The 23,835-nt window shown below is 60.9% G+C and carries 22 protein-coding genes and 1 pseudogene; 13 read left to right on the plus strand and 10 right to left on the minus strand.

The features are described from left to right. Positions 1–57: 57 nt before the first annotated feature. Positions 58–690, plus strand: a complete 633-nt coding sequence (locus HMPREF2743_RS11270) for a WKL family lipoprotein (RefSeq protein ID WP_070526761.1) — start codon at positions 58–60, stop codon at positions 688–690. Positions 691–817: 127 nt separating this feature from the next. Here HMPREF2743_RS11270 and HMPREF2743_RS11275 read toward each other — a convergent pair whose 3' ends face one another. Continuing rightward, positions 818–1,756 carry a hypothetical protein gene (locus HMPREF2743_RS11275; RefSeq protein ID WP_246824502.1) on the minus strand — a complete coding sequence of 313 codons (939 nt, stop codon included), beginning with the start codon at positions 1,754–1,756 and terminating at the stop codon, positions 818–820. A gap of 41 nt (positions 1,757–1,797) precedes the next feature. Between HMPREF2743_RS11275 and lspA the strand changes: the two genes are divergently transcribed. Genes lspA through HMPREF2743_RS11295 form a run of 4 tightly spaced genes read left to right on the plus strand, consistent with a single transcriptional unit; the run spans position 1,798 to position 4,135 of the window. Beyond that, on the plus strand, positions 1,798–2,313 hold the full coding sequence (gene lspA, locus HMPREF2743_RS11280; RefSeq protein ID WP_070526767.1) for a signal peptidase II: 516 nt from the start codon (positions 1,798–1,800) through the stop codon (positions 2,311–2,313). Next, entirely contained in the window at positions 2,313–3,236 is a 924-nt protein-coding gene (locus HMPREF2743_RS11285; protein WP_070526770.1) for an RluA family pseudouridine synthase, read from the plus strand. Before lspA ends, HMPREF2743_RS11285 begins: the two co-directional genes overlap by 1 nt. After that, complete coding sequence (locus tag HMPREF2743_RS11290; protein WP_070526773.1) at positions 3,233–3,832, plus strand: hypothetical protein; 600 nt, start codon at positions 3,233–3,235, stop codon at positions 3,830–3,832. Before HMPREF2743_RS11285 ends, HMPREF2743_RS11290 begins: the two co-directional genes overlap by 4 nt. A gap of 33 nt (positions 3,833–3,865) precedes the next feature. Beyond that, the gene (locus tag HMPREF2743_RS11295) at positions 3,866–4,135 is read left to right on the plus strand and encodes a permease (protein ID WP_070526777.1); all 270 of its coding nucleotides are present in this window, start codon (positions 3,866–3,868) and stop codon (positions 4,133–4,135) included. A gap of 3 nt (positions 4,136–4,138) precedes the next feature. On the opposite strand, the gene rarD is transcribed toward HMPREF2743_RS11295, so the two are convergent. Further along, entirely contained in the window at positions 4,139–5,035 is an 897-nt protein-coding gene (rarD, locus tag HMPREF2743_RS11300) for an EamA family transporter RarD (protein ID WP_070526780.1), read from the minus strand. Positions 5,036–5,100: 65 nt separating this feature from the next. Between rarD and dnaE the strand changes: the two genes are divergently transcribed. After that, a complete protein-coding gene (dnaE, locus tag HMPREF2743_RS11305; RefSeq protein WP_070818859.1) occupies positions 5,101–8,676 on the plus strand; it encodes a DNA polymerase III subunit alpha in 3,576 nt (1,191 codons plus the stop codon). A 112-nt stretch (positions 8,677–8,788) separates the two neighbouring features. Beyond that, on the plus strand, positions 8,789–9,985 hold the full coding sequence (locus tag HMPREF2743_RS11310; protein ID WP_070526783.1) for a cobalamin-independent methionine synthase II family protein: 1,197 nt from the start codon (positions 8,789–8,791) through the stop codon (positions 9,983–9,985). A 90-nt stretch (positions 9,986–10,075) separates the two neighbouring features. On the opposite strand, the gene HMPREF2743_RS11315 is transcribed toward HMPREF2743_RS11310, so the two are convergent. Next, positions 10,076–10,498 carry a hypothetical protein gene (locus HMPREF2743_RS11315; RefSeq protein ID WP_070526786.1) on the minus strand — a complete coding sequence of 141 codons (423 nt, stop codon included), beginning with the start codon at positions 10,496–10,498 and terminating at the stop codon, positions 10,076–10,078. 105 nt (positions 10,499–10,603) lie between these two features. After that, a pseudogene (locus HMPREF2743_RS11320) lies at positions 10,604–12,527 on the minus strand (choice-of-anchor I family protein). A 178-nt stretch (positions 12,528–12,705) separates the two neighbouring features. Here HMPREF2743_RS11320 and ilvA point away from each other — a divergent pair. Genes ilvA through HMPREF2743_RS11340 form a run of 4 tightly spaced genes read left to right on the plus strand, consistent with a single transcriptional unit; the run spans position 12,706 to position 15,291 of the window. Further along, the gene (gene ilvA, locus HMPREF2743_RS11325; RefSeq protein WP_070818820.1) at positions 12,706–13,989 is read left to right on the plus strand and encodes a threonine ammonia-lyase IlvA; all 1,284 of its coding nucleotides are present in this window, start codon (positions 12,706–12,708) and stop codon (positions 13,987–13,989) included. After that, complete coding sequence (locus HMPREF2743_RS11330; RefSeq protein ID WP_070526791.1) at positions 13,989–14,627, plus strand: YigZ family protein; 639 nt, start codon at positions 13,989–13,991, stop codon at positions 14,625–14,627. The genes ilvA and HMPREF2743_RS11330 overlap by 1 nt, the downstream gene beginning before the upstream one ends. Positions 14,628–14,661: 34 nt before the next feature. Next, positions 14,662–14,898: a hypothetical protein gene (locus HMPREF2743_RS11335; RefSeq protein WP_070526793.1), complete on the plus strand. Its 237-nt coding sequence runs from the start codon at positions 14,662–14,664 to the stop codon at positions 14,896–14,898. Between the two features lie 6 nt (positions 14,899–14,904). Continuing rightward, positions 14,905–15,291 (plus strand): RNA-binding S4 domain-containing protein, encoded by a 387-nt coding sequence (locus HMPREF2743_RS11340; protein ID WP_010190494.1) that lies wholly within the window; start codon positions 14,905–14,907, stop codon positions 15,289–15,291. Here HMPREF2743_RS11340 and HMPREF2743_RS11345 read toward each other — a convergent pair. The 5 genes from HMPREF2743_RS11345 to HMPREF2743_RS11365 form a co-directional block, all read right to left on the minus strand. Continuing rightward, positions 15,288–16,292, minus strand: a complete 1,005-nt coding sequence (locus tag HMPREF2743_RS11345; RefSeq protein ID WP_070526795.1) for a GTP pyrophosphokinase — start codon at positions 16,290–16,292, stop codon at positions 15,288–15,290. The genes HMPREF2743_RS11340 and HMPREF2743_RS11345 overlap by 4 nt on opposite strands. Before the next feature lie 51 nt (positions 16,293–16,343). Next, entirely contained in the window at positions 16,344–16,979 is a 636-nt protein-coding gene (locus tag HMPREF2743_RS11350) for a hypothetical protein (protein WP_246818706.1), read from the minus strand. 123 nt (positions 16,980–17,102) lie between these two features. Further along, entirely contained in the window at positions 17,103–18,494 is a 1,392-nt protein-coding gene (locus HMPREF2743_RS11355) for a 3'-5' exonuclease (RefSeq protein WP_070743588.1), read from the minus strand. A gap of 53 nt (positions 18,495–18,547) precedes the next feature. Then, complete coding sequence (gene glgX / locus HMPREF2743_RS11360) at positions 18,548–20,776, minus strand: glycogen debranching protein GlgX (protein ID WP_070526803.1); 2,229 nt, start codon at positions 20,774–20,776, stop codon at positions 18,548–18,550. A gap of 14 nt (positions 20,777–20,790) precedes the next feature. Then, positions 20,791–21,378, minus strand: a complete 588-nt coding sequence (locus HMPREF2743_RS11365) for a TetR family transcriptional regulator (protein ID WP_070526807.1) — start codon at positions 21,376–21,378, stop codon at positions 20,791–20,793. A 174-nt stretch (positions 21,379–21,552) separates the two neighbouring features. Here HMPREF2743_RS11365 and HMPREF2743_RS11370 point away from each other — a divergent pair, with 174 nt between their 5' ends. Next, complete coding sequence (locus tag HMPREF2743_RS11370; RefSeq protein WP_070526810.1) at positions 21,553–22,287, plus strand: hypothetical protein; 735 nt, start codon at positions 21,553–21,555, stop codon at positions 22,285–22,287. A gap of 149 nt (positions 22,288–22,436) precedes the next feature. Next, positions 22,437–22,877, plus strand: a complete 441-nt coding sequence (locus HMPREF2743_RS11375; protein WP_070818821.1) for a hypothetical protein — start codon at positions 22,437–22,439, stop codon at positions 22,875–22,877. Here the strand turns inward: HMPREF2743_RS11375 and HMPREF2743_RS11380 are convergent. After that, positions 22,836–23,759 (minus strand): YbjN domain-containing protein, encoded by a 924-nt coding sequence (locus HMPREF2743_RS11380; protein ID WP_070526816.1) that lies wholly within the window; start codon positions 23,757–23,759, stop codon positions 22,836–22,838. The two genes, HMPREF2743_RS11375 and HMPREF2743_RS11380, sit on opposite strands and share 42 nt — an antisense overlap. Positions 23,760–23,835: the final 76 nt, after the last annotated feature.

Here is a 23,835-nt window from a genome sequence, read left to right on the forward strand (position 1 = left end):
GTTTGCGGACGCTAGAGTAAAAGGGATAAACCACGATCCCCTACGTGAGGAGTATTTGTGAAATCCTTCAAGCTGAGCGCCGCCGTCCTGGCTCTGGGTGCCGCGACTGTCCTGTCTGCCTGCTCGTCTTCTGAGGATGCAGCGAGCGAGAACAGCACCGCCGCCAAGCCTTCGGGCGAAACCTCCGCCTCGCAGGTTGTCTCTACCGAGATGCCCACTGTGGAGCAGCTCAACGAGATTCTGGCCAAGGCAGCCGACCCGAATCTTCCCCAGGAAGAAAAGGTGCAGCTGGTCCAGGGTAGTGAGACGGCGCCGGAGCTTTTCGACGTCATGTCGCAGTCCCAGGCCGAATCCGGTGCCACCTTCGAGGTTGTGGCCCCGGTCATCCCGGGCCTCGTGCCGGATTCCGCGCTGGCGACCGTCCACATCAATACCCCGGATGGCCAGCAGCAGACCGCCGACCAGGTGGAGTTCATCAACGAGGGTGGTACATGGAAGCTGTCTAAGACCTGGGCTTGTGTCTTGGTCACCAACATTGTCCCGCCGGAAGAGGTTCCGGAGATGTGCGCCGATTCCGTGCCGGAAGACGCAGCGGCGCCTGCCGACGCCCCCGATGAAGGCCAGGAAGCGCCTGCTGAGGAGGCCCCTGCCGACGCGCCTGCAGAGAGCGCTGAGGCCCCGGCTCAGTAAGTTCGGCCGAGAAACCTAAGCGCCCACCACCCACTGGCTTTTCTGCCAGTCAGGTGGTGGGCGCTGTGTTGTCGGGAAACCGTGACGCGGCTTCCGCGTGCGGTGGCATAGGCGCCGAGCGCGCTAGCTAGTCGGTTGTGAACTCCATATCGGTGGCGCTGGTCTGCACCACGCGGAGATCGGAGCCTTCCGCACCATAAGAAATGGCGGTGGTTACGGAGACATCGCCGGCGGTGGGAAGCGGCTTGGTCAGATCAACCGTGACCGAGCCCTCCGAGGTGGATGTGTGGTCCAAGACCTTGAGTTCTTTGCCCTGCAGTTCTTCAGGGGCGTCGGCGCCGTCAAAGGACAGCGCGCCCAGGGAAGGCCGCTGCTCCACCTTGACGCTGAGGGTGGCGATATCCCCGTCCAGCTTGTCCAAGGTATAGGTCGTGGTTTGCAGCAGCGTGGATTCACCGGTGACGCGCGATTCCACCATCCACCGGGCACCAGGGCCGATTTCCTCATCAGGGAAGACGATGGGCAGGGAGGTCAGGCTGGTGATAGCGCGCTCGACTGTGCTGCGGGCCTGGTCGGTTGCTGCCTGCGGGGCCGCCAAACGCAGAGAATTCATCTGTCCGGTATCTGTACCACGCCACCCAAATTGGAAGCCTTCAGCGGATGTGACGTCCGTGCCATCAGCCTCAGGTTTGCCCACGGTGATGAAGGCGTTGCGGCTGGCTGGAAGTTGGCCTTCGACGTTCTCGGTGGCAGCTTCCACCGAAGCTTGCAGCGGAAGAGTGACCTTATCCTCGGCCGCCGGCGATGGGGCAGCGCTGCCATCCTTGCGCAGCTGCTGGTCGAAGCCCGTGGCGACCTTGTAGGTCAGCTCCTGGGAAGCATCGAGATCCTGATAAGCCAGAACGCGGCTGGCGCCCTCACCGGGCTCCAAGAGGGTGACGCGCGGGGCATCGAGGGCCAAGCCGACCGGTTCTTCGACTGGCTTGGCCGGCTGGGAATAGGAACAGCCGGCGAGCGCGCCGCTTACTCCCAGGACGGTGGCGGACAGGACTGCTAGAGCTCTCACACGAAACACGCATTCCAAATTACCGGATGAGCCTGTTTAGAATGGAACGGGTGAAAGCAAGGAGTTATATCGGAGTGATGGTTGCGGTGGTGCTCGGTGTGGCCGCCGTCGACCAAGCCGTGAAGGCGCTGATGCTGTCCATTCTCACCGAAGGTGAAGCCCTACCTGTGTTCGGTGACTGGTTCCGCTTCTACCTTTTGTTTAACCCTGGTGCGGCCTTCTCCATGGGAGGGGAGGGCGCGACGTGGTTGTTCACTACCATCCAGCTGGTTTTCGTTGTTGGAGTTGCTATCGCCGCTCCGCGTATCCACGACAAGTGGCAGGCCGTCGGGCTGGCAATGATCGCCGGCGGAGCCCTAGGCAACTTCATCGACCGCCTCGTGCGTGAACCGGGGTTTTGGTTCGGGCACGTCGTGGACTATATCTCCGTCGGCAGCTTCGCCGTGTTCAATATCGCGGACGCGGCAATCACCTGTGGTGTCGTGGTTTTCATCATCGCGATGTTCTGGTCAGAGATGAACGAGAAGTCGGAAGAACAGGAAGCAGGGGGAGTGTAATGCGTGAAAGCCGTAGATTGCCGGTACCCGAGGGCCTCGATGGCATGCGCGTGGACGCTGCCTTGGCCAAGCTCCTGGGTATTTCCCGCGCCCGAGTGGCCCAGTTGTGCGCTGCGGGGGATGTGGAAATCGACGGCGTGGCAGTGGGTAAATCCGAGCGCTTAAATGCCGGTGGCTGGATCGACGTCATGATGCCGGCGCCTGAGGAACCACTCATCCCCAAGGAGGAGCTGGTGGAGGGCATGGATGTCCTCTACGCGGACGAAGACGTCATCTGTGTGTGCAAGCCAGTGGGCGTGGCCGCGCACCCGACGTTGGGTTGGGATGGCCCCACCGTCATTGGCGGGCTGCGGGCGGCGGGCTATGCGCTTGCCGACGCCGGACCTACCGAACGCAAGGGCATTGTCCACCGCCTCGACGTAGGAACCTCCGGCGTCATGGTGGTGGCCGCCAGCGAGCGTGCCTACTCCCAACTCAAGAACGCCTTCCGTGAGCGCACCGTGCAGAAGACCTATCACGCCGTGGTCCAGGGCCTGCCGGATCCCATCGTGGGAACCATCGATGCACCCATTGGCCGCCATCCTTCGGCGGGCTGGAAATTTGGGGTCGTCGATGACGGCAAACCAGCAGTGACACATTACAAGCTGCTGGAGGCCTTCCGCGAGGCCAGCCTCCTCGAGGTTCATTTGGAGACCGGCCGCACCCACCAGATCCGCGTCCATATGTCCGCCACCGGGCATCCCTGTGTGGGTGATCCGATGTATGGATGTGACCCGAACCTGGCCAAACGCGTGGGGCTTAACCGTCAGTGGCTGCACGCGGTCGAGCTCGGATTTACCCACCCGGGTACTGGCAAGTGGTTTGAATGCCCTGCACCTTATCCCGAGGACCTGAAGCACGCCGTGGAGGTTTTGCGCGGATGAGCCCGCAGCGGAGCACCCGCCAGCGCATCTACCGGCGCCGCCGGGCCGCGGCACTGGTGCTGTTGGCCGCGCTGGCGCTAATGGTAGTTCTCGCTTTCGGTCTCCTTGGCACCCAACCCCGCACGGCGATGCAAGGAGACCAATTGGGGCCGGATGGCACCGAGACCGCCGCTGAATACCGCGAGCGCGCGGAGGCCTCACTAGCGCAGGCAGATAAGCCGGCCTATGCCTTGGTGGGCTTTCGGGAGCCGCTGAGTCCCCAGGACGTGAGCGACGCCCTGCAGCCCGCCGAGCGCATGGACGCCATCGTGATCGGATTGGCCGCCCCCATCGCAGTTCCCGAACCTGTCGCTGGCGCCACGCGCGCCGACGTCATCGATACCGTCCTGTCCCGCGTGGCCGACCATGCCCGTGACATAGGGGAGGAGGCACCAGCAGAGGTCGACGCAGTCGTGGTGTATTCCGGGGGGAGTCAGTTGCGCGCTCTCGCCACCGACCCGCGGGTCGATACCGTGGAGGTCGCTCCCGAGGATGCCGCATGGGGCTCCTTCGGTGTGCGCCCGTCCGCCAATGTTGGACAGAATGAGAACCGTTAGAACAGCTACCGCTAAAACAGCCAAGGAGAAGACATGCGCCTGTTTCCCAACACCTCCGAGTGGCCGCCGAACTACCGCTTTGCGTATCTGTTGATGTGGGCGGGCGCGTTCATCGCCTCCGGGGCCGCCATCGCGCAAGGGATCTGGGGAGCGGACAAGCTCACCTTCGGCATTCTCATCGTGGTGGCCATCTATTGCATCGCCATGGCCATCCTCATGCCGCGGTGGGCGCTCAACGCGCGCGAGGAATCTGCCCGGCGCGCTCAGGCTCGGGAGGCGCGCGAAGAGCTGAAGCGCCGCTAGTCCTTAAGCAGTGGGTGATGCGTCGGCGGGGTGGAGGCGGGCGCGGCGTCGAGAAGCGCGGCCCATGCGCACCAAGTCCGCCAGGTAGATGATGACCGCTACCCAGATGATGGCAAAGCCGATCCACCGCTCGGTGGACATGTGCTCTTGGGTGACGAACAATGCCCACAGCATCTGCATGATGGGGGTCATGTACTGCAGCATGCCGAGGGTAGACAGGCGCAGGTGCTTAGCGCCCTGGGCGAAACACAGCAGCGGGAGGGCGGTGACGAGGCCGGAGGTAATCAGCAGTGCGATGTGCCCGGGCCCTTCGGTAGTGAAGGTGGATTCGCCCTGTGCCTGCAGGTAGCCCAGGTAGATCAGCGCGAAGGGGAGCATGACCAAGGTTTCCGCGGCCACGGAGCCCATCGACGAGACCGTGATGCGTTTCTTGAGCAAGCCATAGATTCCGAAGCTGAATGCCAAGGCCAGCGAATAATAGGGGGCCTGGCCGGTCATGAAGGTCAGCCACAACACCGCGATGAAGGCGATGCTGACCGACGCCACCTGCGCCTTCGTCAGCTTTTCCTTGAGGAAGATGATTCCTAGGGCCACGGAGACAAGCGGGTTGATGAAATAACCAAGTGCGGCATCGGCCACGTGGTCGCTGTTGATGGCGATGACGTAGGTACCCCAGTTGATGGTGATGGCCACGCCGCAGGCGAGCATCCACCCCCAGGTGCGCAAGCTGAACGCTCGTAACTCGCGCCAGCCGCCGGTCACCAGGAGCATTGCGGTGACAAGAACCGCGGTCCACACGATGCGGTGGGCCAAGATCTCGAAAGGGCTGGCGGGGCGCAGCAGCGGGAAAAACGCCGGGAAGAAGCCCCACATGAGATAGGCAGCAATGGTGTAGAACATTTAAGAAAATGTACCTCAGCGAGGAGCTACGGGCGAAGTTTGACGTCCCCGCTAAGATGAGCCGCATGGCCAAAAACTCCTCCTTCGTCCACCTGCACAACCACACCGAATTCTCCATGCTGGACGGCATGGCCAAGGTGGATATGTTGGCTGATGAGGTGCTCCGCCAAGGTATGCCGGCAGTCGGCATGACTGACCACGGCAACATGTACGGTTCCAATGCCTTCTACCAAAGGATGACAAGCGCCGGGGTGAAACCCATCATCGGCATCGAGGCCTACCTGGCGCCTGAGTCGCGCTTCAACAAGAAGCGCGTGCTGTGGGGCACCCCGGACCAGAAGCGCGATGATGTCTCCGCCTCCGGTGCCTATCTGCACCAGACCATGCTGGCGGAAAATGAGACCGGCCTGCGCAACCTGTTCAAGCTTTCCTCCTTGGCGTCCTATGAGGGCCAGTTGGGTAAGTGGCCGCGCATGGACGCCGAGCTGATTGCCGAGCACGCCGAGGGCATCATCGCGACCACCGGTTGCCCTTCCGGCGACGTGCAGACCCGCCTGCGCTTGGGCCAGTTCAATGAGGCGCTGGAGGCTGCCGCGATGTGGCAGGACATCTACGGCAAGGACAACTTCTTCTTGGAGCTCATGGACCATGGGCTGGACATCGAGAAGCGCACGCGCGATGGCCTGCTGGAGATCGGCCGCAAGCTGGACCTGCCGCCGTTGGTGACCAATGATTGCCACTACGTGCTGGAATCCCAGGCCCCCTCCCACGAGGCCATGCTCTGCGTGCAGACCGGTAAGACCTTCATGGATCCGGACCGCTTCAAGTTCGACGGCACCGGCTACTACATCAAGTCCGCCGCGCAGATGCGTGAGCTGTGGGATCATATGGTGCCGGAGGCTTGCGATAACACCCTGTGGATTGCGGAGCGCGTGCAGGACTACGGCGCGATTTGGGAGGAGCACACCCACGACCGCATGCCGATTGCCGACGTCCCCGAGGGCTACACCCCAACCTCCTGGCTGACCCACGAGGTTATGGAGGGACTGAAGGATCGCTTCAACGGTGGGGATGTGCCGCAGGAATACATCGACCGTGCTGAATACGAGATCAGCGTCATCGATATGAAGGGCTACCCTTCCTACTTCCTCATCGTGGCCGAGCTCATCAAGCACGCGCGCTCCATTGGCATTCGTGTTGGTCCGGGCCGTGGTTCGGCGGCCGGTGCACTCGTGGCCTACGCGCTGACGATTACCAACATTGACCCCATCGAGCACGGCCTGCTCTTCGAGCGATTCTTGAACCCGGAGCGTCCGTCCGCACCTGATATCGATATCGACTTCGATGATCGCCGCCGTGGCGAGATGATTACTTACGCCGCCGAGCGGTGGGGCGAGGACAAGGTTGCCCAGGTGATCACCTTCGGCACCGTGAAGACCAAGCAGGCCATTAAGGACTCCGCCAAGGTGCACTTTGGCCAGCCGGGCTTCCAGATGGCGGACCGCATCAACGGCGCCCTCCCGCCCGCCATCATGGCCAAGGACATCCCGCTCGCCGGCATCATGGACCCAGAGCACGAGCGCTACTCTGAGGCGGCCGAGGTCCGGCAGATGATTGAGACTGACCCGGACGTCAGGAAGATCTACGAGACCGCCCGCGGCCTCGAGGGCGTGGTCCGTCAGGCCGGCGTGCATGCCTGCGCGGTGATTATGGCCTCGGTCCGGCTCATGGACCACATCCCGATGTGGAAGCGCCCAGCCGACGGCGCCTACATCACCGGCTGGGACTACCCGGCCTGTGAGGCCATCGGCCTGCTGAAGATGGACTTTTTGGGCCTGCGCAACCTCACCGTGATTGGTGACTGCCTGGAAAACATCAAGAAGAACCGCGGCGAGGAAGTCCACCTAGAAGACCTCCATGCCGACGACCCGAATGCCTCAAAGGTCTATGACCTGCTCTCGCGCGGCGATACTCTGGGCGTGTTCCAGCTGGACTCCGGCGGCATGCAGGAGCTGCTCAAACGCATGAAGCCAACGGGCTTTAAGGACATCGTGGCGTCGCTGGCGCTCTACCGCCCGGGCCCGATGGGTGTGAACGCGCACTGGGATTATGCCGACCGCAAGAACGGCCGCAAGGAAATTACCCCAATTCACCCCGAGCTGGAGGAGCCGCTCAAGGAAATCCTGGATGAGACCTATGGCCTCATTGTGTACCAGGAGCAGATCATGCGTATCTCGCAGAAGGTGGCGAACTACACCGCCGGCGAGGCAGACGGCTTCCGCAAGGCCATGGGTAAGAAGAAGCCGGAAGTGCTGGCCCAGCAATATGACAAGTTCTGGGGCGGCATGAAGGATAACGGCTACTCCAAGGAAGCGATGGACGCTCTGTGGGGCACCATTGAGCCCTTCGCCTCCTACGCGTTCAACAAGTCCCACGCCGCCGGTTATGGTTTGGTGTCCTTCTGGACGGCCTACCTCAAGGCCTACTATGCGCCGGAATACATGGCCGCGCTGCTGACCTCGGTGGGTGACAAGAAGGACAAGTCCGCCATCTACCTGGCTGACTGCCGCCATCTGGGCATCCGCGTGCTCTCCCCAGATGTCAACGAGTCGGTGGAGACCTTCCAGGCCGTGGGCGAGGATATTCGTTTCGGCATGGGCGCTATCCGCAACGTTGGTGGGGAAGTGGTGGATTCCATCGTGAAGACCCGCCGCGAGAAAGGTGCTTTCACATCCTTCTCCGACTACCTGGACAAGATTGAGCTGGCGGCCTGTTCGAAGCGCGTCACCGAATCCCTCATCAAGGCCGGTGCCTTCGATTCCATGGAGCATCCGCGCAAGGGCCTCATGCTCATCCATGAAGACGCCGTCGATTCGGTCCAGACGACTAAGAAGGCGGCCGACAAGGGCCAATTCGATCTCTTCGCTGGCTTCGGCGGTGGCGATGAACAAGGTGACTCTGTCTCCGCCTTCGCCATCGATATCCCAGACGAGAACTGGGACCGCAAGCACGAGCTGGCTTTGGAAAGGGAGATGCTGGGCCTGTATGTGTCCGGCCACCCGCTCGATGGTTTTGAGGAAGCCCTGAACGCGCAGACCGATACACCGATTACGAAGATCCTCAACGGTGAGGTGGGCAACGGCCAAGAGTTGGTGATTGGCGGCATCATTTCGGGTGTTGACAGGCGCTTTTCCAAGCGCGATGGTTCGCCCTGGGCCATTGTGAGCATCGAGGACCACAACGGCGCGCAGGTAGATATCCTCGTGTTCAATCAGGTCTACTCCCTGGTGGCCCCGCAGATTGCAGAAGACAACATCATCCTGGCCAAGGTCCAGGTGAAGATCCGCGATGAGCGCATGTCCCTGTTCTGCTCCGATATTCGCGTTCCTGACTTGGGCCCTGGCAACGGTGCTGGCCTGCCACTGCGGCTGACTATGCGCACGGATCAGTGCACGATGGACAACATCGCACGGCTGAAGCAGGTCCTGGTCAACAACAAGGGCGAGTCGGACGTGTACCTAACGCTTGTCGACGGCGAAGAGTCCACCATGATGGTCCTTGGCGAGCACTTGCGTGTGGAGCGCTCCAGCAACCTCATGGGTGATCTCAAGGCGACGATGGGCGCCGGCATCCTGGGCTGAGACAGCATGCTTCGTTCGGGTGCTGAATAAAAGTACAGAATGAAGCGGGCTGCGCCTCGCCCGTGGGTTACGCTAGACAGCACAGTCTAGTTGAAAGGGAGACCGTTTCCTCATGGTCAATAAGATCCGCACCACCCACGTTGGCTCGCTGCCGCGCACGAAGGAGCTGCTGGAAGCTAACCTCGAGCGCTCCGCAGGCACCATCTCCGATGAGAAGTTCCACGAGATTCTGGAACGCTCGGTCGCAGACGTCGTCAAGCGCCAAGTCGATCTCGGCATCGACATCATCAACGAGGGCGAATACGGCCACATCACCTCCGGCGCCGTGGACTACGGCGCGTGGTGGAACTACTCCTTTACCCGCCTGGGTGGTCTGACCATGACGGACAAGGACCGCTGGGAAATCGGTGACAAGATTCGTTCCGAGCCAGGCAAGATTCGCCTTTCCTCGATGAAGGACCGCCGCGACCGCGCCCTGTTCGCCGAGGCCTATAACGATCCGGATTCGGGTATCTTTACCGGCCGCAAGAAGGTAGCCAACCCGGAGTTCACCGGCCCGGTTACCTACATCGGCCAGGAGCAGGTCGAGGCGGACGTGAAACTGCTTGCCGACGCCCTTCCCGAAGGTACCGAAGGCTTCGTCGCCGCCCTGTCCCCGGGTGCTGCGGCACGTCTGCCTAATAAGTACTACGAGGATGAAACCGACCTTGTTCGTGCTTGCGGTGAGGCGCTCAAGGTGGAGTACAAGGCCATCACCGATGCCGGTCTGACCGTCCAGTTCGATGCTCCGGATCTGGCCGAAGCTTGGGACTCGGTGGTCCCGGAGCCGACGGTCGAGGATTTCCAGGCCTTCCTGCGCGAGCGTATTGAGATTCTCAACGAGTCCATCAAGGACATCCCGCGTGAGCAGACCCGCCTGCACATCTGCTGGGGCTCCTGGCATGGCCCGCACGTGACGGATATTCCTTTCGAGGACATCATTGAAGAGATCCTGCAGGCCAAGGTTGGTGGCTTCTCCTTCGAGGGGGCCTCGCCGCGTCATGCGCACGAGTGGCGCGTGTGGAAGGACCACAAGCTGCCGGAGGGCACTGTGATCTACCCGGGTGTGGTTTCGCACTCCACGAATGCTGTGGAGCATCCGCGCTTGGTGGCGGACCGCATCATCCAGTTTGCTGAATTGGTGGGCCCGGAAAACGTGATTGCATCGACGGACTGCGGCCTCGGCGGCCGTTTGCACCGCCAGATCGCGTGGGCCAAGCTGGAGTCCCTCGTGGAAGGTGCCCAGATTGCCACCGAGGAGCTGTTTTAAGTCTATCCAGCTTGGCTGCGATTGATTCCATCCAATAAAAGGCGGCTGTGACGCAATGTCGCAGCCGCCTTTTTCGTGCAGTGAAAAGTGCTAGTTCACGGTGATACCGTGGCTTTTGAGGAAATCTCGTGGGCCGTCAAGGATAGAAGGGTTAGCCTTAGCGACAAGGACCAACGCGTTGACCCCAGCGGCTACCAAACCAAAAATTGTGGTCAGCCAGGCGACGACTTCCTTGGTTGTGTCACTCGGGCGGGCGGACTGCAACCACTCTGGCATCTTTCCCCAAGCAGCATCTTCCGCAGCTTTCTTTGCTTTTTCGGGGTCCGTCTCTGGAGATGTGCCCTTTTCTGGCGCGGTGTCCTCTTTTGCTTGGGAGGAGTGCGAGACATCGAGGTTACCTACGGACAGCGAGCTACCGTTGGAGTCTGCAGTTGAGTCGTTAGCTGCCGCAAGCGGAGTAGCTAAGGCCATGGTCGTGGCGCATACAGCGACGAGGGAGGCGGAAAGACGCATGATGAGATGTTCTCCTTAGTAAGGCGGTTATGAGAGCTGCATAAAAGGTCCGGCTCGTTACAAGCCCATCTAAATGTAGCAGCCCTCCCCTTAACGACAAAGGTTTTATAGGAACTTCTCCAGTTGCTCGCGCAGCGGTGCCGGGGCAAGGCTGAGAACTGTTTCGCGGACACCCGGGGCATTCAGCAGGCCTACCGCGGCAGCCACAGCGGCGATGACTCCGATGATAGAACCGAGGGCGATGGTCGCGGTGGAGGAGTGGGAGCTCTGACTGCTCTTGTCTTCGTCGTCGTAGTCGCCAGCAGTATCCTCGTCGTCCTCGTCGGCATTGAGCAGGTCCTCAACATTGTAGACGGTGGTGGTTCCGGAGACCTCGTTGCCCACGATGAGCAGGTGCTCGCCGTTGGGGGAGTCTGCCTTGTCGACGAAGGCAAAGCCCTCCGGACCCAAGTCGCCGGCAACAGCGAACTCATCAGTGGAGAAGTCGCGGTTGTTGACATAGGTGACGAAGGAAGCGTTGGCGGGGTCGGTGACGTCGTAGACGAAGATGCAGCCAACGCGCTCTGCGCCGATGAAGGCATATGTACGCTTCCCAACGGTGCCGATGGTCAGGGCCTCTGGCTCTGGGCCCTTGTTATCAGAGCGATCATCGAACGTTGCTTCTTCGTTGTCGGCGTTGTGGTGGAAGATACCCGGCTCGTTGAGCTCGGCGGTGATCTTTTCGAACTCGGCGCCGGAGTCGAAGACAACGTTGCCCTCCGCGTCGTAGATGCTGAAGGAGCGGGAGCCGTAGGCATAGAGCTCGTCGAAGCAGCCCTTCTCTTCGTTCCAGCCTGAGGCGTTGCTCAACTTCAGGTTGCCGGCTTCCTTCTTGTCGGCGAGCTTGTCCAGGTCGACGTCGCCCAGCGCGCCCTCGCACACCTGGCCATCCTCGACCACGTCCTTGAGCTCCACCTCATCGGTGTAGGCGCCGGAGCCGCCGTCCTTTTCCTTGATACCCCACTCGCGGGCATCACCCTCGTTCGCGGTGGCAAAGTAGGTCTGACCACCAGCGGTGAAGGCACCGATGGAATCTGGCATGGACAGGCCCTTGACCGGGATCGTGCGCAGCTCGGCCGCATCATCCTTGTTCGAGGGGTCCAGCGGGACCTGCGAGTGATACGCAATGTGGGCAGGCAGGATCTTCTCCACCGTGGCAGATTCAATCGATGACACCGATGGCGTTGGCCTCCTGCAGTGTCACGAAGGCCTTGTCATCCTGGGAGGTGATGTACTCCGGCTCAAAGTCAATAGAAGGCTTGGAGTCATGGCCAGAGGGGCCGAAAACTCGTACGCCCTCCGGCAGAGGCTGGCCGTCGAAAGCCGTGAATCCAGCGATGCGGGCATCCGCCTGGGTTGGAGCCTCAACAGCCTTCGGCAGCTTGATAACGGAGACGGAGCCTTCCGGGTCCGTGACGTAGTCGGTGCCCTCGGCGTTGAGCTCATTGGAGGGCTCGCCTTCGTTAGCCACCAGCGCGTAGCCACCATCTGCGGTGAGGTGAACGTTATCCGGCAATGCGCCCACCATCACGCGGCCCAATTCGGCGGTATCCAGGTCCGTGGCCGCGGCGTTGAAGAACAGTGCTTCGCCGTCCTCGGTCTTGTCCGCCTGCTGGACGGCGGCCACGGCTAGGCCATCGGGGCGCACGGCTACGGAGTTGATTTCCTTGCCCTCACCAGCAGAGATAGAGTCGATTAAGGTGGGCTTGGCCGGATCGGAAGCGTCGAGGATATCGATTTGACCAGCGTGCGCATTGACCGTAAGGATGCGCTTGGAGTTCGGGTGAAAGGCCACGATCTCCGCGGCCGACTCCGCGTATACACCGGACTCATAGGTGCCAACCGGGGTGAGCTTGAGGCTGGCGTCTGCCGCCGAGTGCTCGATGACGTTGTTCACAATCGCGGCCGAGGAGGCCGGTACGGCCACGCTGAGGCTGGTTGCGGTCGCCACGCAGAGCGCGAGAGAGCGGCGGGAGATAGAGCGAGACATTGAGAAAGACTCCTTGAAGCGAGGCGAAAAAGATTCCGCATCACCGTACGTGCCGCCCATGACACCTTTGGGGAACAGAGCGTTGCGGCCAAGCGAGATCTAGGTAAACGTTCAGTGAATCGGTCGAATGCTAGGTAATACGCGACGAAAGAATGGTGGGGCGCTAAAATGAGCCACCATGACAAGCACCCCGCAAGACTTCGAGCCAATCCACGCCTCTGATATCCAACTGGCCCAATCGCGAATTAGCTCGGAGATTGCCCCGACCCCGTTGCAATACTGCCCGCGACTGTCCCAGGAAACCGGCTATGAGGTGTACTTAAAGCGCGAGGATCTACAAGATGTGCGCTCCTACAAGATCCGCGGAGCCATCTATGGCATGTCAAACCTCAGCGAAGAGCAGCGGACGCAAGGCATCGTTACGGCGTCGGCGGGCAACCACGCCCAGGGTGTGGCTTATGCCTGCCGCACCATGGGAATCCACGGCAAGATCTACGTGCCGGAACCGACCCCGAAACAAAAACGCGACCGCATCCTGGTCCACGGCGGCGACCTCGTGGAACTCGTTGTCACCGGCGCCAATTTCGACGAGGCAGCAGCTGCCGCGCACGCGGATGCAGCGGAGCACGGCGCCTTCTTCATCGAGCCTTTCGATTCGCGCGATACCGTTACCGGCCAGGGAACTGTGGCCGCCGAAATCGTCTCCCAGCTGTCTTCGATCGGTAAATCCCTCGATACCGTGGTGGTCCCCGTGGGCGGTGGCGGCCTCATCTCCGGCATCACCTCCTACCTCGCCGACATGGCCCCGCGCACGGCGGTGGTGGGCATTGAGCCGGCGGGGGCGGCGTCGCTAAGCGCAGCGTTCGCTGCTGGTGAGCCCGTGACCCTGGAGACCGTTGATCCCTTCGTCGATGGTGCTGCCGTCAAGCGCATCGGTGAGCTGCCCTTCCAGATTCTGGAAGCCAACCAGGGCCGCCTGCACCATGACACCGTCTCCGAAGGCGCCGTCTGCACGGAGCAGTTGGCGTTGTACCAAAACGAGGGCATTATCGCCGAGCCCGCCGGCGCGCTGAGCGTGACCGGCCTGCGCACGCTCAACCTGCAGCCGGGTTCAACGGTGGTCTGCGTGATTTCCGGCGGCAACAATGACGTGCTGCGCTACGCCGAAATCATGGAGCGCTCCCTGGTGCACCGTGGACTCAAGCACTACTTCCTGGTGAATTTCCCGCAGGAGCCCGGCCAGCTGCGCCACTTCCTGCAGGATGTTCTTGGCCCGGAAGATGACATTACGCTGTTCGAGTACCTCAAGCGCAATAACCGTGAGACCGGCGCTGCGCTGGTGGGCATCGAATTGGGTAGCGCTGCAGGTATAGACGGACTGCTGGAGCGCATGGAGAAGTCGAAGCTCAATTGCCAGCAACTTAAGCCAGGTACCCCCGAGTATGACTTCCTCGTCGCATAATGCTGGAGAGCTATCAGCGCCCCGTCGCCGGTGACATCGTTGAACACGAGATTGAGATCAAACGTTCGCGGTTTATCACCCTCATTGGCCGCGCCACGAATGAAGAGGAAGCACGCGCGCTTATCGACGCCGCCCGCGACCGCTTCCCCGACGCCCGCCACCACTGCTCGGCGTACATTTACCACGTCGATGGCTCGAATCCAGTGGAGCGATCGTCTGATGACGGCGAGCCTTCCGGCACGGCGGGCAAGCCAATGCTCGATGTTTTGAAGGGCTCCGGACTGCTCGATATTTGCGCGGTCGTGGTGCGCTACTTCGGCGGCATCAAGCTGGGCGCGGGCGGGCTCGTTCACGCCTACGGCGGTGCCGTCAGTGAGACCATGGAGCAAGTTGAGCACGTCACGCGCGCCTTGCGCGAGCTCTATACTGTCGAGGTTTCCCACGCGGAGGCCGGCCGGTTGGAGGCGGAGCTGCGCAACCGCGGTGTGGACATGGTGGATACCGACTACTGCCAGGCAGTGACCTTCACCGTGTCTGTGGAGCCCGGCGGCGAGGAGGAGCTCGCGGCGACGCTCGCCGCGCTGACCCAGGGTGGGGTAGAGCCAAAGGAAGCTGGAACTGCCTGGGTGGAGCTTTAAGGCCGCGGGATTCGGGCCATGTAGAATGAGCCCCATGACTATGCAGCGACGCCCCAACAACCCCATTGAGCAACGCAAGCAAGCCGTGCGTACCCATGCACGCAACGGAGCTATCTGCGTCGTGGGCGGCGTCGCCGGCGGTGTGCTCCTGGGCTGGGCACTTACCAGCTTCTGGACCTGGATGGCCATTGGCCTCATCGTCGCCGTGGTGGGTGGCGTGTACAACTGGGTCAAAATCCAGAAGATCGTGAACGAGAACCACAACCTATAAAAGCTCATGGTGAATCAGCCCGACGGGCGGCCCGTACGTATTGATGCTTGGGTCTGGTCCGTGCGCATGTTCAAGACTCGCTCGGAGGCCGCCACCGCCGTGCGCGCCGGGCACGTCAAACTCAATGGCAACGCCACCAAGCCCGCGCAGCAGGTTGTGCCCGGCGACCGCGTGCGCGTGTGGCGCAACCACCACGAGCATGACCTTGAGGTGCTAGCCACCGTGTCCAAGCGCGTGGGCGCCCCGATTGCGCGCACCTGTTATATCGACCATGCCCCGCCGCCACCGCCGAAAGAGTTTATGCCCTCCGTTCCGGTCCGACCGCGCGGTGCTGGCCGCCCGACGAAGAAAGAACGCCGGCAGATGGAGAAATTCCGCGGTGGATTCCGCTAATTATTCCGGAAGTTCTTTAAGGCCTTCAAGCGCGCGTTCAAGCGGCGCTTGCGGTCTTTGCGGTCACCGGCCTCGGCCGTGGCCTCGATGTGCTGGGGGCCGAATTTGTTGAGCAGCAGGTCGTCGATAAGCCTGACCTGGCCTGGGCGGAAGCGGTAGTGCATGGCGTCGTGCACGTGGGCGATGGCGTCATCGTCGAGCAGCTGCTTGAGCTGGCTCAAGCGTGTGATGCCGTTGTTTTCGAGCAACTCGGCAAGGAAGCGATAATGCTCCGAGCGTGAACGCGGGAAGCGGTTGCCCAGAATAATGGCGAGGACGCCAGGGAGGGTCTCAGCTGTAATTTCTACGTCATCGCCTGCCTCAGAACTGGGGGCTTTGAGTGCGGCGATCTCATCGAATTGCTGGTCCGCCAGCTCAATGAGGCCCGCAGCCAGTGTGAAGAGGCGATCCACCTGTGGGGAAGGCGGGTTCGGGCCCTGCTTGTACCGGATATCGTGCTCAAATTCTGCCCAGGCGTGTTGTAGCACCGTGCGGATTTGAATCTCGAAGGTCCAGCCGATATAAGGCTCAAGTTCCTCCAGCGTGGTGGCGCTGTCCTCGGACACCGTCAGCACCAAATGGTGCGAGCCATACCCAAAACCACCAGAAATCCGTGTTTCCGCCGCCTTATCCACCGAGCGCAGTACGGCAAAGGTTTCTCCCAAAACCTCCAGGGCTTCCGGGATAACTGTGGAGTGGAAGACGGTGATTCGCACGCCCAAAACATCGTGGATATCTTCCCATGGCTTCGGGTACATCAGCTCGCCGTTGTCGCGGCGCTTCTTCGCTTTGGCCTTGAGAGAAGGCCACTGCTTGACGCGGGTTGCTACGCGGTCGAAGATAATGCCGGCGTCGTTAAGCAAGTCCTCGATGGCATCGCGGAAATCCTGCGCCGCGGTGGGGTGCGCGTGTACCCAGGAATGGTACTGGTTGCTCAGGCGGGACATGGATGATTCAGCCATCGTGAAACGTGACTCCTTTCGGCCACGGCGGGGGAAGTTTGGAGGTGTTTTCTATACCTCCAGTGGGAAGCCGTTAGCCAATACTAGTGGTTGCAAGCTCAGCGGTGGTCGATGGCGCGGGCGCAATTCGGCCGCGCGGTAGGCCAGTTCCGTGGCGCGCGGCGGGGAAACGTTGAGCAGCGCGTAGAGAGTGTGTGCATCAGGCACGAGGTAGGTAATGCTCCGAGCCTGGCTAAGCCGCTGCAGATGATTGTTTAGGATAACGAAGGCCTGCGGGTGAGCCAACCACGACGAGACAGCGCAGCGATGCACCCGCACCTCGAGGCCGCTTTCCGCTCTACTGAGTCCGAGCTCAGCAGGCCGGGTAAAGAAACGCAGCCCCTGCTGCGTCAGTGCGCGGCGTTGCAGATTCAGCGCGGCAGTATCCCACGCTTGGCGCACGGTCAACCCCATATCGTCCACAGCGCGCTGGCTCACGCGCTTGGCTTCAGCGCCCGTGCCGTGCACCAAGGACATCGATAGCGTGCGCGATAGCTGGAGGCTAGCAGGTGAATCACCGAAGCCATCATCACAGAGCTTGACTCCGTTGAGCTCTTCGCTCGGGCAGAGCGAGGGGAGCAGGTGGTCGATGCGGAGGGAGGTGGGCAGCGCGATGGTCATGGTGGATTTACTCCAAAAGGTAGGCAAGTGCAGGTTCCTTGCCCTTATTGGACTGCACTTTATGCCCACAGGTTCCCACTAGTTCGGAGAAAACCCACCACGCGCTAGAGCCTTGATGCTTTGCGCCTCCGTGCTCAACAGATACGCAGGTTAGAACGGCGGAGCTTCATCAAGCTGCAGCTCCTCCAACAGCTTGTCCGTCTGCCAGATTGCGATGTCCTGGCCTTTGCCCTGCAGCTCCTCAGCGCGCTTTTCTTTAGAGGTTTTGGTAGCCCACTGGCCCACGACCAGGATGGTGGTCTTCTTCGTGACGTTCTTGCCCACCTGGCCGCCGCGTTCAGCAATCTTGGACCACAAAAGGCCCTTGTCGAAAGGCTCGAAGTCACCGGTGAGGGTGACATTCTGACCAAATAGCGCGCCTTCCGGATCCGCATCAGGATTAGGATCCGGGATGGTGTCCGGAGTAGATACGGATTGCCACGGGGCCGGACCGCGGCGCTCCTTAGCGGCGGAGCTCTTTTTGTTTTTCTTCGAGCCCGAGGCTGTGCCTGCCATGCGCGTCTTGTCGCGGAAATCCGTACCGGCGCCCAAGTCGGCCGCGGAGAGCGGAGCGGTGTTGGCGCGCAGGACCGGGATGATGGACTCCTCGCTCAACGTGCCCAGTGCAAAATCACGGGAGGTGAATAAGTCCTCGATGCTTCCCGAGTAGCCAAAGCGCTGCGCCAGGGCACTGACAATCTCGCCCGCCGCGCGGGCATCGGCTGTGGCCTCGTGATGGCGGAAATCCTCGGCACCGAGGCAGGAGGCGACGGTGGGAAGCTTATGGTTCGCCACGTCGATGACGCCCGCACGGGAGGCATCGCGGGCCAGTGCCAGGGAACACGCTAAGCGAACTTCTGGCACCGGCGCGTCGGCCTTCTTGAGGCCACTGCGCAGGGCCGTGGAATCGAATTGCGCGTTGTGGGCCACCAGCGTGTCCGTGCCGAGGAACTCGAAGAGCTCGGCAGCAGCATCAGCGAAGGGTGAAGCATCAGCAACGTCCTCCGCCGTGATGCCGTGGATGCTGATGTTGACCTCGTCGAAGTGCTCGAGTCCCGGAGGGGGAGTACACAGCCACGTGCGGGACTCGGTTTCTTCGCCGTCGCGGAAGCGGACCGCACCGATCTGGCAGACCGAGCCCCAGTTATCGTTGGCGGTTTCCACATCGACGGCGGTGAAGTCCAGCCCCTGCACGCCGGTGCTGGCAGCCGGTGCTTCCCCGCGCAGCGCTGCCTCAACCGCGCGGGCGAATGCCGCCGCATCTTGACCCGGCGCAAAGCGGATAACCGTGTCCTCACCAGTCCCCGCAGAATCGCTCGTGCCGCGCACTATGACCTGCCCAAACCCGGTTGCCGTCGGTTCCGTGCACTCCACGCCCGTGGCATCAGCCAAGGAGAGAGTCTCGCGAGCTGGGGCGCCAAGGGAAGCGGAAAGCTGGGAGCGGTGGACGGTGAGGGCATCGGTGGTGACATCAATGACGGCACCGTGGGCGGTATAGGACACGGTTTCCTTTCAAGGACGGGGTTGATGGTGGACTGCAGACGGTGGAGTGCAGTCTAGCTATCAGTTGCTGCTGCCGTGGCAGCGGATTGTGCAGAGTCATCGCTGTCGTCGAAAACCGGGGGCTCAGTCTGGCGCAGAATCAGCGTCGTGCGCGGTTGCACCACGATGGACCCTTCGGCCGCGATGAGCTTCTCCTCGTCCGGATAGCCACCGGAATCAGAGGTGTCGACGATGAGCCGCCAACTAGCACCCAGGTCCTTCTTGGGCAGTGTGAACTCGATGTCTTCGTGGTGGGCGTTGAAAATCATGATGAAGGAATCATCCGTAATGCGTTCACCGCGGGCGGTGGTTTCCGTAATCGCGTTACCGTTGAGGTAGACCATGAGGGCCTTGCCGAACTCAAAATCCCAGTCCTGCGGGGTCATGAGTTTGCCGGAGGGCACGAGCCAGGCAATATCGCGGTCCTTCACCTCAGAGCCGAAGGGGCCACCAGCCAAGAAACGCTGGCGGCGGAACACCGGGTGGTTCTTGCGGATGTTGATGAGGCGCTTGGTAAAGCCGTGCATGGCGCTGTTCTTTTCCTGCTTCAGCATCGACCAATCGATCCAGGAAATCTCGTTGTCCTGGCAATACACGTTGTTATTGCCGTTCTGGGTGCGGCCCAGCTCATCACCGTGGCACAACATCGGGGTGCCCTGGGATAGCAGGAGGGTAGTGAGGAAATTGCGGACTTGGCGGCGCCGGAGCTTCTTAATCTCTTCGTCGTCAGTCGGCCCCTCCACGCCATGGTTCCACGAGCGGTTGTGGGACTCACCGTCGCGATTGTCTTCACTGTTCTCGGAATTGTGTTTTTCGTTATAGGACACCAAATCGCGCAGCGTAAAGCCGTCATGGGCGGTGATGAAGTTGATAGACGCGGTGGGGCGGCGGCCGTTATTGGCATAGAGATCGGAGGAGCCGGTCAGGCGTGAGGCAAATTCACCCATGGTCGCCGGCTCCCCGCGCCAGAAATCACGGACGGTATCGCGGTACTTGCCGTTCCACTCGCTCCAGATGGGAGGGAAGTTACCAACTTGGTATCCGTTATGGCCCACGTCCCAAGGTTCGGCGATGAGCTTGACCTTGGAGACCACCGGGTCCTGCTGAACCAAATCGAAGAAGGTAGCCAGCTTGTCGACGTCATCCAGCTCGCGCGCCAGAGTGGAAGCGAGGTCGAAGCGGAAGCCATCCACGCGCATCTCCGTCACCCAGTAACGAAGCGAATCCATAATGAGCTGGAGGGAGTGCGGGTGACGGACATTTAGGGAGTTACCGGTGCCGGTGTAGTCCATGTAGTGCTCGGGATTGTCATCAACCAAGCGGTAGTAGGCGTGGTTATCAATGCCACGGAAGGCGATGGTGGGGCCCATGTGGTTGCCTTCGGCGGTGTGGTTGTAGACCACATCGAGGATGATCTCGATTCCAGCCTCATGGAAGGCACGAACCATGGCCTTGAATTCAGCAACTACCTCGCCGGGCTTCTTAGCGTAGGCATAGTCAGCATGCGGGGCGAAGAACCCGAAGGTGTTATAACCCCAGTAGTTGCGCAGGTCCAGCTGGCGCAGGCGATCATCCTGCAAGAACTGGTGAACCGGCAGCAGCTCGACGGCTGTCACTCCCAAGTCCTTGAAGTAGTTGATGATCGCCGGGTGCGCCATGCCGGCATAGGTGCCGCGAAGCTTCTCCGGCACATCCGGGTGCGTCATCGTCATGCCCTTGACGTGGGCTTCGTAGATAATTGTTTCATTATCCGGGGTATGCGGACGGTTGTCGCCGTGCCACTCGAAGAACGGGTTGATGACCACGGAGAGCATGGTGTGGCCCAAGGAGTCATCCTGGTTGCGGCCGGTGCCGGGTTCCTCTGCGAAGATATCGTAGGAGTACAGCGAGGGATCCCCATCAAAGTCGCCGTCGAAGGCGCGAGCATAAGGATCGACAAGAAGTTTTGAGGGATCGCAGCGCAGACCATGTTCTGGCTCATACGGGCCGTGGATGCGGTATCCGTAGCGCTGCCCGGGGCTGACGTTCGGGAGGTAGGCGTGCCAGACGTGGGCGGTGATCTCGGTTAATTCGATGCGTTCTTCGTTGCCGTCCTGGTCAATGAGGCAGAGCTCAACCTTCTCGGCGATTTCGGAAAAGATAGCAAAATTAGTACCGGCTCCATCAAAGGTGGAGCCGAGAGGGGAGGGGGAACCAGGCCACACCTGGCGAGATAGCGTTAGGTCAGCACGGGTCTCAGTCATGAGGCTTAGCTTAGTCAATTCTGATGTATGTGATCGCTTCGCAGTGACCTTAAGCCGGCGACCATCAGCTCTGCTGCGCGCACCGAGGTGGCGTCTACCGGGGCGGTCTCGGGAGCTGTAGACGCTGTGCTTGGCGACGTCCCTCCTAGCGCCGCCCCACTGAGCTGCTCTCGGGATTGTTCCATGAAAGTGGCGCCCAGCGTGTAGTGGATCAGAGTGCGGGCGGCGACGGCTCTATCCTCCGGCGAGGCATCGGGTGCTTCCTTCTGCAGTGCCTTGGTGAATAGCTTTTCTAAGTCGGCGCTCGCTGAGGATTCGGGGAAGGATGCTCCGGCGATGGCCACTTCAGCTCCATCGCGCCAGCGTTGCAGCTCACTGTGCAGAGAGCTGACCAGCTCCGCCGTGCTTTCCCCGGTGACAGGAGCGAGTATTTCAGCAGTCATGGCCGCGATCAGCGATTGTTTGTTGGCCACGTGCCAGTACAGCGCGCCGGGGGCGACCCCGAGGTTCGTGGCGACTCGGCGCATAGTGACATCAGCAAGGCCGTATTGGGTCAAGAGCTCAAGGGCGGTGGAAACGATAGCGTCGCGAGAAAGGTGCACACGACCAACTCTACGCGGCAAGAGAAACCCCACGTGAGGCTCACAGGAAGCTTCAAGGTGTAGGATATGAATTCTTCAAACAGCCCTTGTTAAGGTTATGTAAGTTGCCCAAGAGCAAACGCCGCGCCCAGCGTGGTTTAACCTATCGCTCTCTATATATTTAGGAGTTTTCCCTTGTCTTTTCTGACACCTGCCAAGAAGTCCCTCATTGCTGTTGCGCTCGTTGCACCGCTTTCCTTGGCTGCTTGTGGTTCCGATGATGAGAATGCAGGCGACACGGCGTCCTCTGCAGCAAAGACCACCACGACTACGAAGTCTAAGGAAAAGACTTCTGAGGAGAAGACTTCTGAGGAGAAGAAGGAGGGTGAGGACAAGAAGGACGGCGAAGAGAATAAGGACGATGCTTCCAAGCCGGAGGGGGAGAAACCCGAGGCTGCTAACCAGACTCTGGCCAACCCCTTCGAAGAAGGCGCGGATCCTTTCCAGAACATGCCCAAGGTCGAACCGGTGCAGGGTGAGGCCGCCAGCCAGGAGGATGTCGACGGTATTAACGCCCTAGTGCGCGGTATGTATGAGCAGCAGACCATGCGTTCCTTCGTGAAGTACCTCCCGGAGCACACCTGCGCGGCTATCCGCAACGATCCGAACTCCGGTCTCGACCAGGTTGACTACAACCAGGTTCCGGATGTTCCGATGAACCAGCTCAAGGACATGATGGCGGCAGCGGGCCAGGATACCTCCCAGATGGATGGCTTTGACTGGTCCAAGACTGGCGTTGAGTCCATCAACGATGTCGTGGTTAACGGTGACGATGCCTCCGCGACCGTGAACGTCAACACCAGCCAGGGCACGGATAGCTCCACCATGCGCTTCAAGCGTGAGAACGGTAACTGGACCTTCTGCGGCTAGAGAGTATCGTGCCTGCACTGCGTGCACCTAGCCTTCGCATACCCCGCGCCGTCGGATTCGGCGCGGGGTTGCTCGCGTTAGCCCTCTTTGGATTTTCCGCTGTTGGCGCTGTATGGGGGCTGTGGCGGCCTATTCTGGAGGGTCATCGAATGGAGGATGGCGGCTATGTTTTGGGCAACGTCGCCGACGTGCAATTCGACTCCTATATCACCTTCGTGCTGATCACAGGATTCCTCGGTATGGCCTTGGGGCTTATCGCCCACCGTTGGGGAGAGCGCTACCGCGGCGTCGGCCTGCTATTATGGGTGGCTCTGGCAGCTTTGGCTGGTGCGGCGTCCTTCTATGTCTTCGGTGGGGCGACAGCCACTGATATTCCAGAAAGTCCCGGGGAGTTTGTGGAGTTTGTCCCGAATTTCTCACCTGGCATTGCCTGGCTCGTAGGGCCATTTATGGCCATGTTTGCCTATTGGTCTGCGCTGTTTTTTGATCCGCCCAGCGTTTGGCACGAAAGCGAAACGGTAGACGATGAGGCGGCGGTCGATGATGCGCTAGGGCCAAGCGACGGGGGAGGAGCCCACCGCATCGCGTGAGATGTCGTCGATCCCGTGGAGGACGTGTTTGATGCCGCGGCCGAGGGCGGTGATCAGTTGGGCGTCGGAAAGCCCGGCGCCCGTCATGATCGCGTAATCAATGCGCACCTGCAGCCCATCAATGTTGGAGTGACAGAAGGCTGAGGCTGAGTGATTGGTCCGGTTCCAGTCATTGCAAATGAGGAAGATTTTGGAGAACTCGCTGCCCGGCAGGTTGGGATCCCAATGGCCTTTGATAATGAGGCTGGGGCCGGAATCGATGGCGAAAGCAAAAAGGACATCATTGATCCAGGCATAGACGGCCTCGTCGGCATCCGATTGGAAGCGCGTTATCCCCAGGGTAGGAAGGATCTCCCCAAGGCGGGCAGTATCCACAGCGGAGACGGGGCCGTCTAGTTCTGTTTGTTCTTCCGGAGTCGTCGGACGGGGCAGAGTGAGGACCGGGAAGTGATCGGCCAGTTCTTCGAGGCAGGCCGCGGCGTTGTGGAGTGCTGGCAGAACCGAAGCGGCAAGCTGGGACGTCGTGGGTTTCTGGTGAACCACGAGGAAGGAATGCCCCCACACTTCTACCTCGGTAGGTGCCGAATAGTTGAGGATGAGGTGCGGCGAGAGGCAGTCATGGTTCCAGTCGTTGACGAATTCACTGAGAGCGGGGATGTCGCCGAAACCTAGAATGCCGTGGTGCGTGGTGTAAAAACGCAGGATTGGTTCGCCCTCGGTGTCCATGAAAGCGCGGGTTTCCCCAAGCGGTGGGTGGGGGAAGAGGAGCTCGTGTGCGGTGACCCGAATGCAATCGAGGCTTTCGCGGTGCGCGAGGTTTTCGACGCGGGCAAGCAGGTTGGAAGGAGACTGGCTGTCCAGGCCATCGGCGCCGTTGCTCATCTCGTCGCCTCCCTTCACCGATTCGGGGTCCCGGAATGTGTTACTAGTGGCACATTCTATAACCCCTACCTGCCAG

The sequence above is a fragment of the Corynebacterium sp. HMSC036D02 genome, from assembly GCF_001836165.1.
GTDB lineage: Bacteria > Actinomycetota > Actinomycetes > Mycobacteriales > Mycobacteriaceae > Corynebacterium.

What these genes read in the sequence shown, in the direction of transcription:
- lspA (WP_070526767.1), top strand. Translation starts at nt 1,798, where the DNA reads ATGGAACGGGTGAAAGCAAGGAGTTATATCGGAGTGATGGTTGCGGTG.
- HMPREF2743_RS11285 (WP_070526770.1), top strand. Translation starts at nt 2,313, where the DNA reads ATGCGTGAAAGCCGTAGATTGCCGGTACCCGAGGGCCTCGATGGCATG.
- HMPREF2743_RS11290 (WP_070526773.1), top strand. Translation starts at nt 3,233, where the DNA reads ATGAGCCCGCAGCGGAGCACCCGCCAGCGCATCTACCGGCGCCGCCGG.
- HMPREF2743_RS11295 (WP_070526777.1), top strand. Translation starts at nt 3,866, where the DNA reads ATGCGCCTGTTTCCCAACACCTCCGAGTGGCCGCCGAACTACCGCTTT.
- rarD (WP_070526780.1), bottom strand. Translation starts at nt 5,035, where the DNA reads ATGTTCTACACCATTGCTGCCTATCTCATGTGGGGCTTCTTCCCGGCG.
- dnaE (WP_070818859.1), top strand. Translation starts at nt 5,101, where the DNA reads ATGGCCAAAAACTCCTCCTTCGTCCACCTGCACAACCACACCGAATTC.
- HMPREF2743_RS11310 (WP_070526783.1), top strand. Translation starts at nt 8,789, where the DNA reads ATGGTCAATAAGATCCGCACCACCCACGTTGGCTCGCTGCCGCGCACG.
- HMPREF2743_RS11315 (WP_070526786.1), bottom strand. Translation starts at nt 10,498, where the DNA reads ATGCGTCTTTCCGCCTCCCTCGTCGCTGTATGCGCCACGACCATGGCC.
- ilvA (WP_070818820.1), top strand. Translation starts at nt 12,706, where the DNA reads ATGACAAGCACCCCGCAAGACTTCGAGCCAATCCACGCCTCTGATATC.
- HMPREF2743_RS11330 (WP_070526791.1), top strand. Translation starts at nt 13,989, where the DNA reads ATGCTGGAGAGCTATCAGCGCCCCGTCGCCGGTGACATCGTTGAACAC.
- HMPREF2743_RS11335 (WP_070526793.1), top strand. Translation starts at nt 14,662, where the DNA reads ATGACTATGCAGCGACGCCCCAACAACCCCATTGAGCAACGCAAGCAA.
- HMPREF2743_RS11340 (WP_010190494.1), top strand. Translation starts at nt 14,905, where the DNA reads ATGGTGAATCAGCCCGACGGGCGGCCCGTACGTATTGATGCTTGGGTC.
- HMPREF2743_RS11345 (WP_070526795.1), bottom strand. Translation starts at nt 16,292, where the DNA reads ATGGCTGAATCATCCATGTCCCGCCTGAGCAACCAGTACCATTCCTGG.
- glgX (WP_070526803.1), bottom strand. Translation starts at nt 20,776, where the DNA reads ATGACTGAGACCCGTGCTGACCTAACGCTATCTCGCCAGGTGTGGCCT.
- HMPREF2743_RS11375 (WP_070818821.1), top strand. Translation starts at nt 22,437, where the DNA reads ATGGAGGATGGCGGCTATGTTTTGGGCAACGTCGCCGACGTGCAATTC.
- HMPREF2743_RS11380 (WP_070526816.1), bottom strand. Translation starts at nt 23,759, where the DNA reads ATGAGCAACGGCGCCGATGGCCTGGACAGCCAGTCTCCTTCCAACCTG.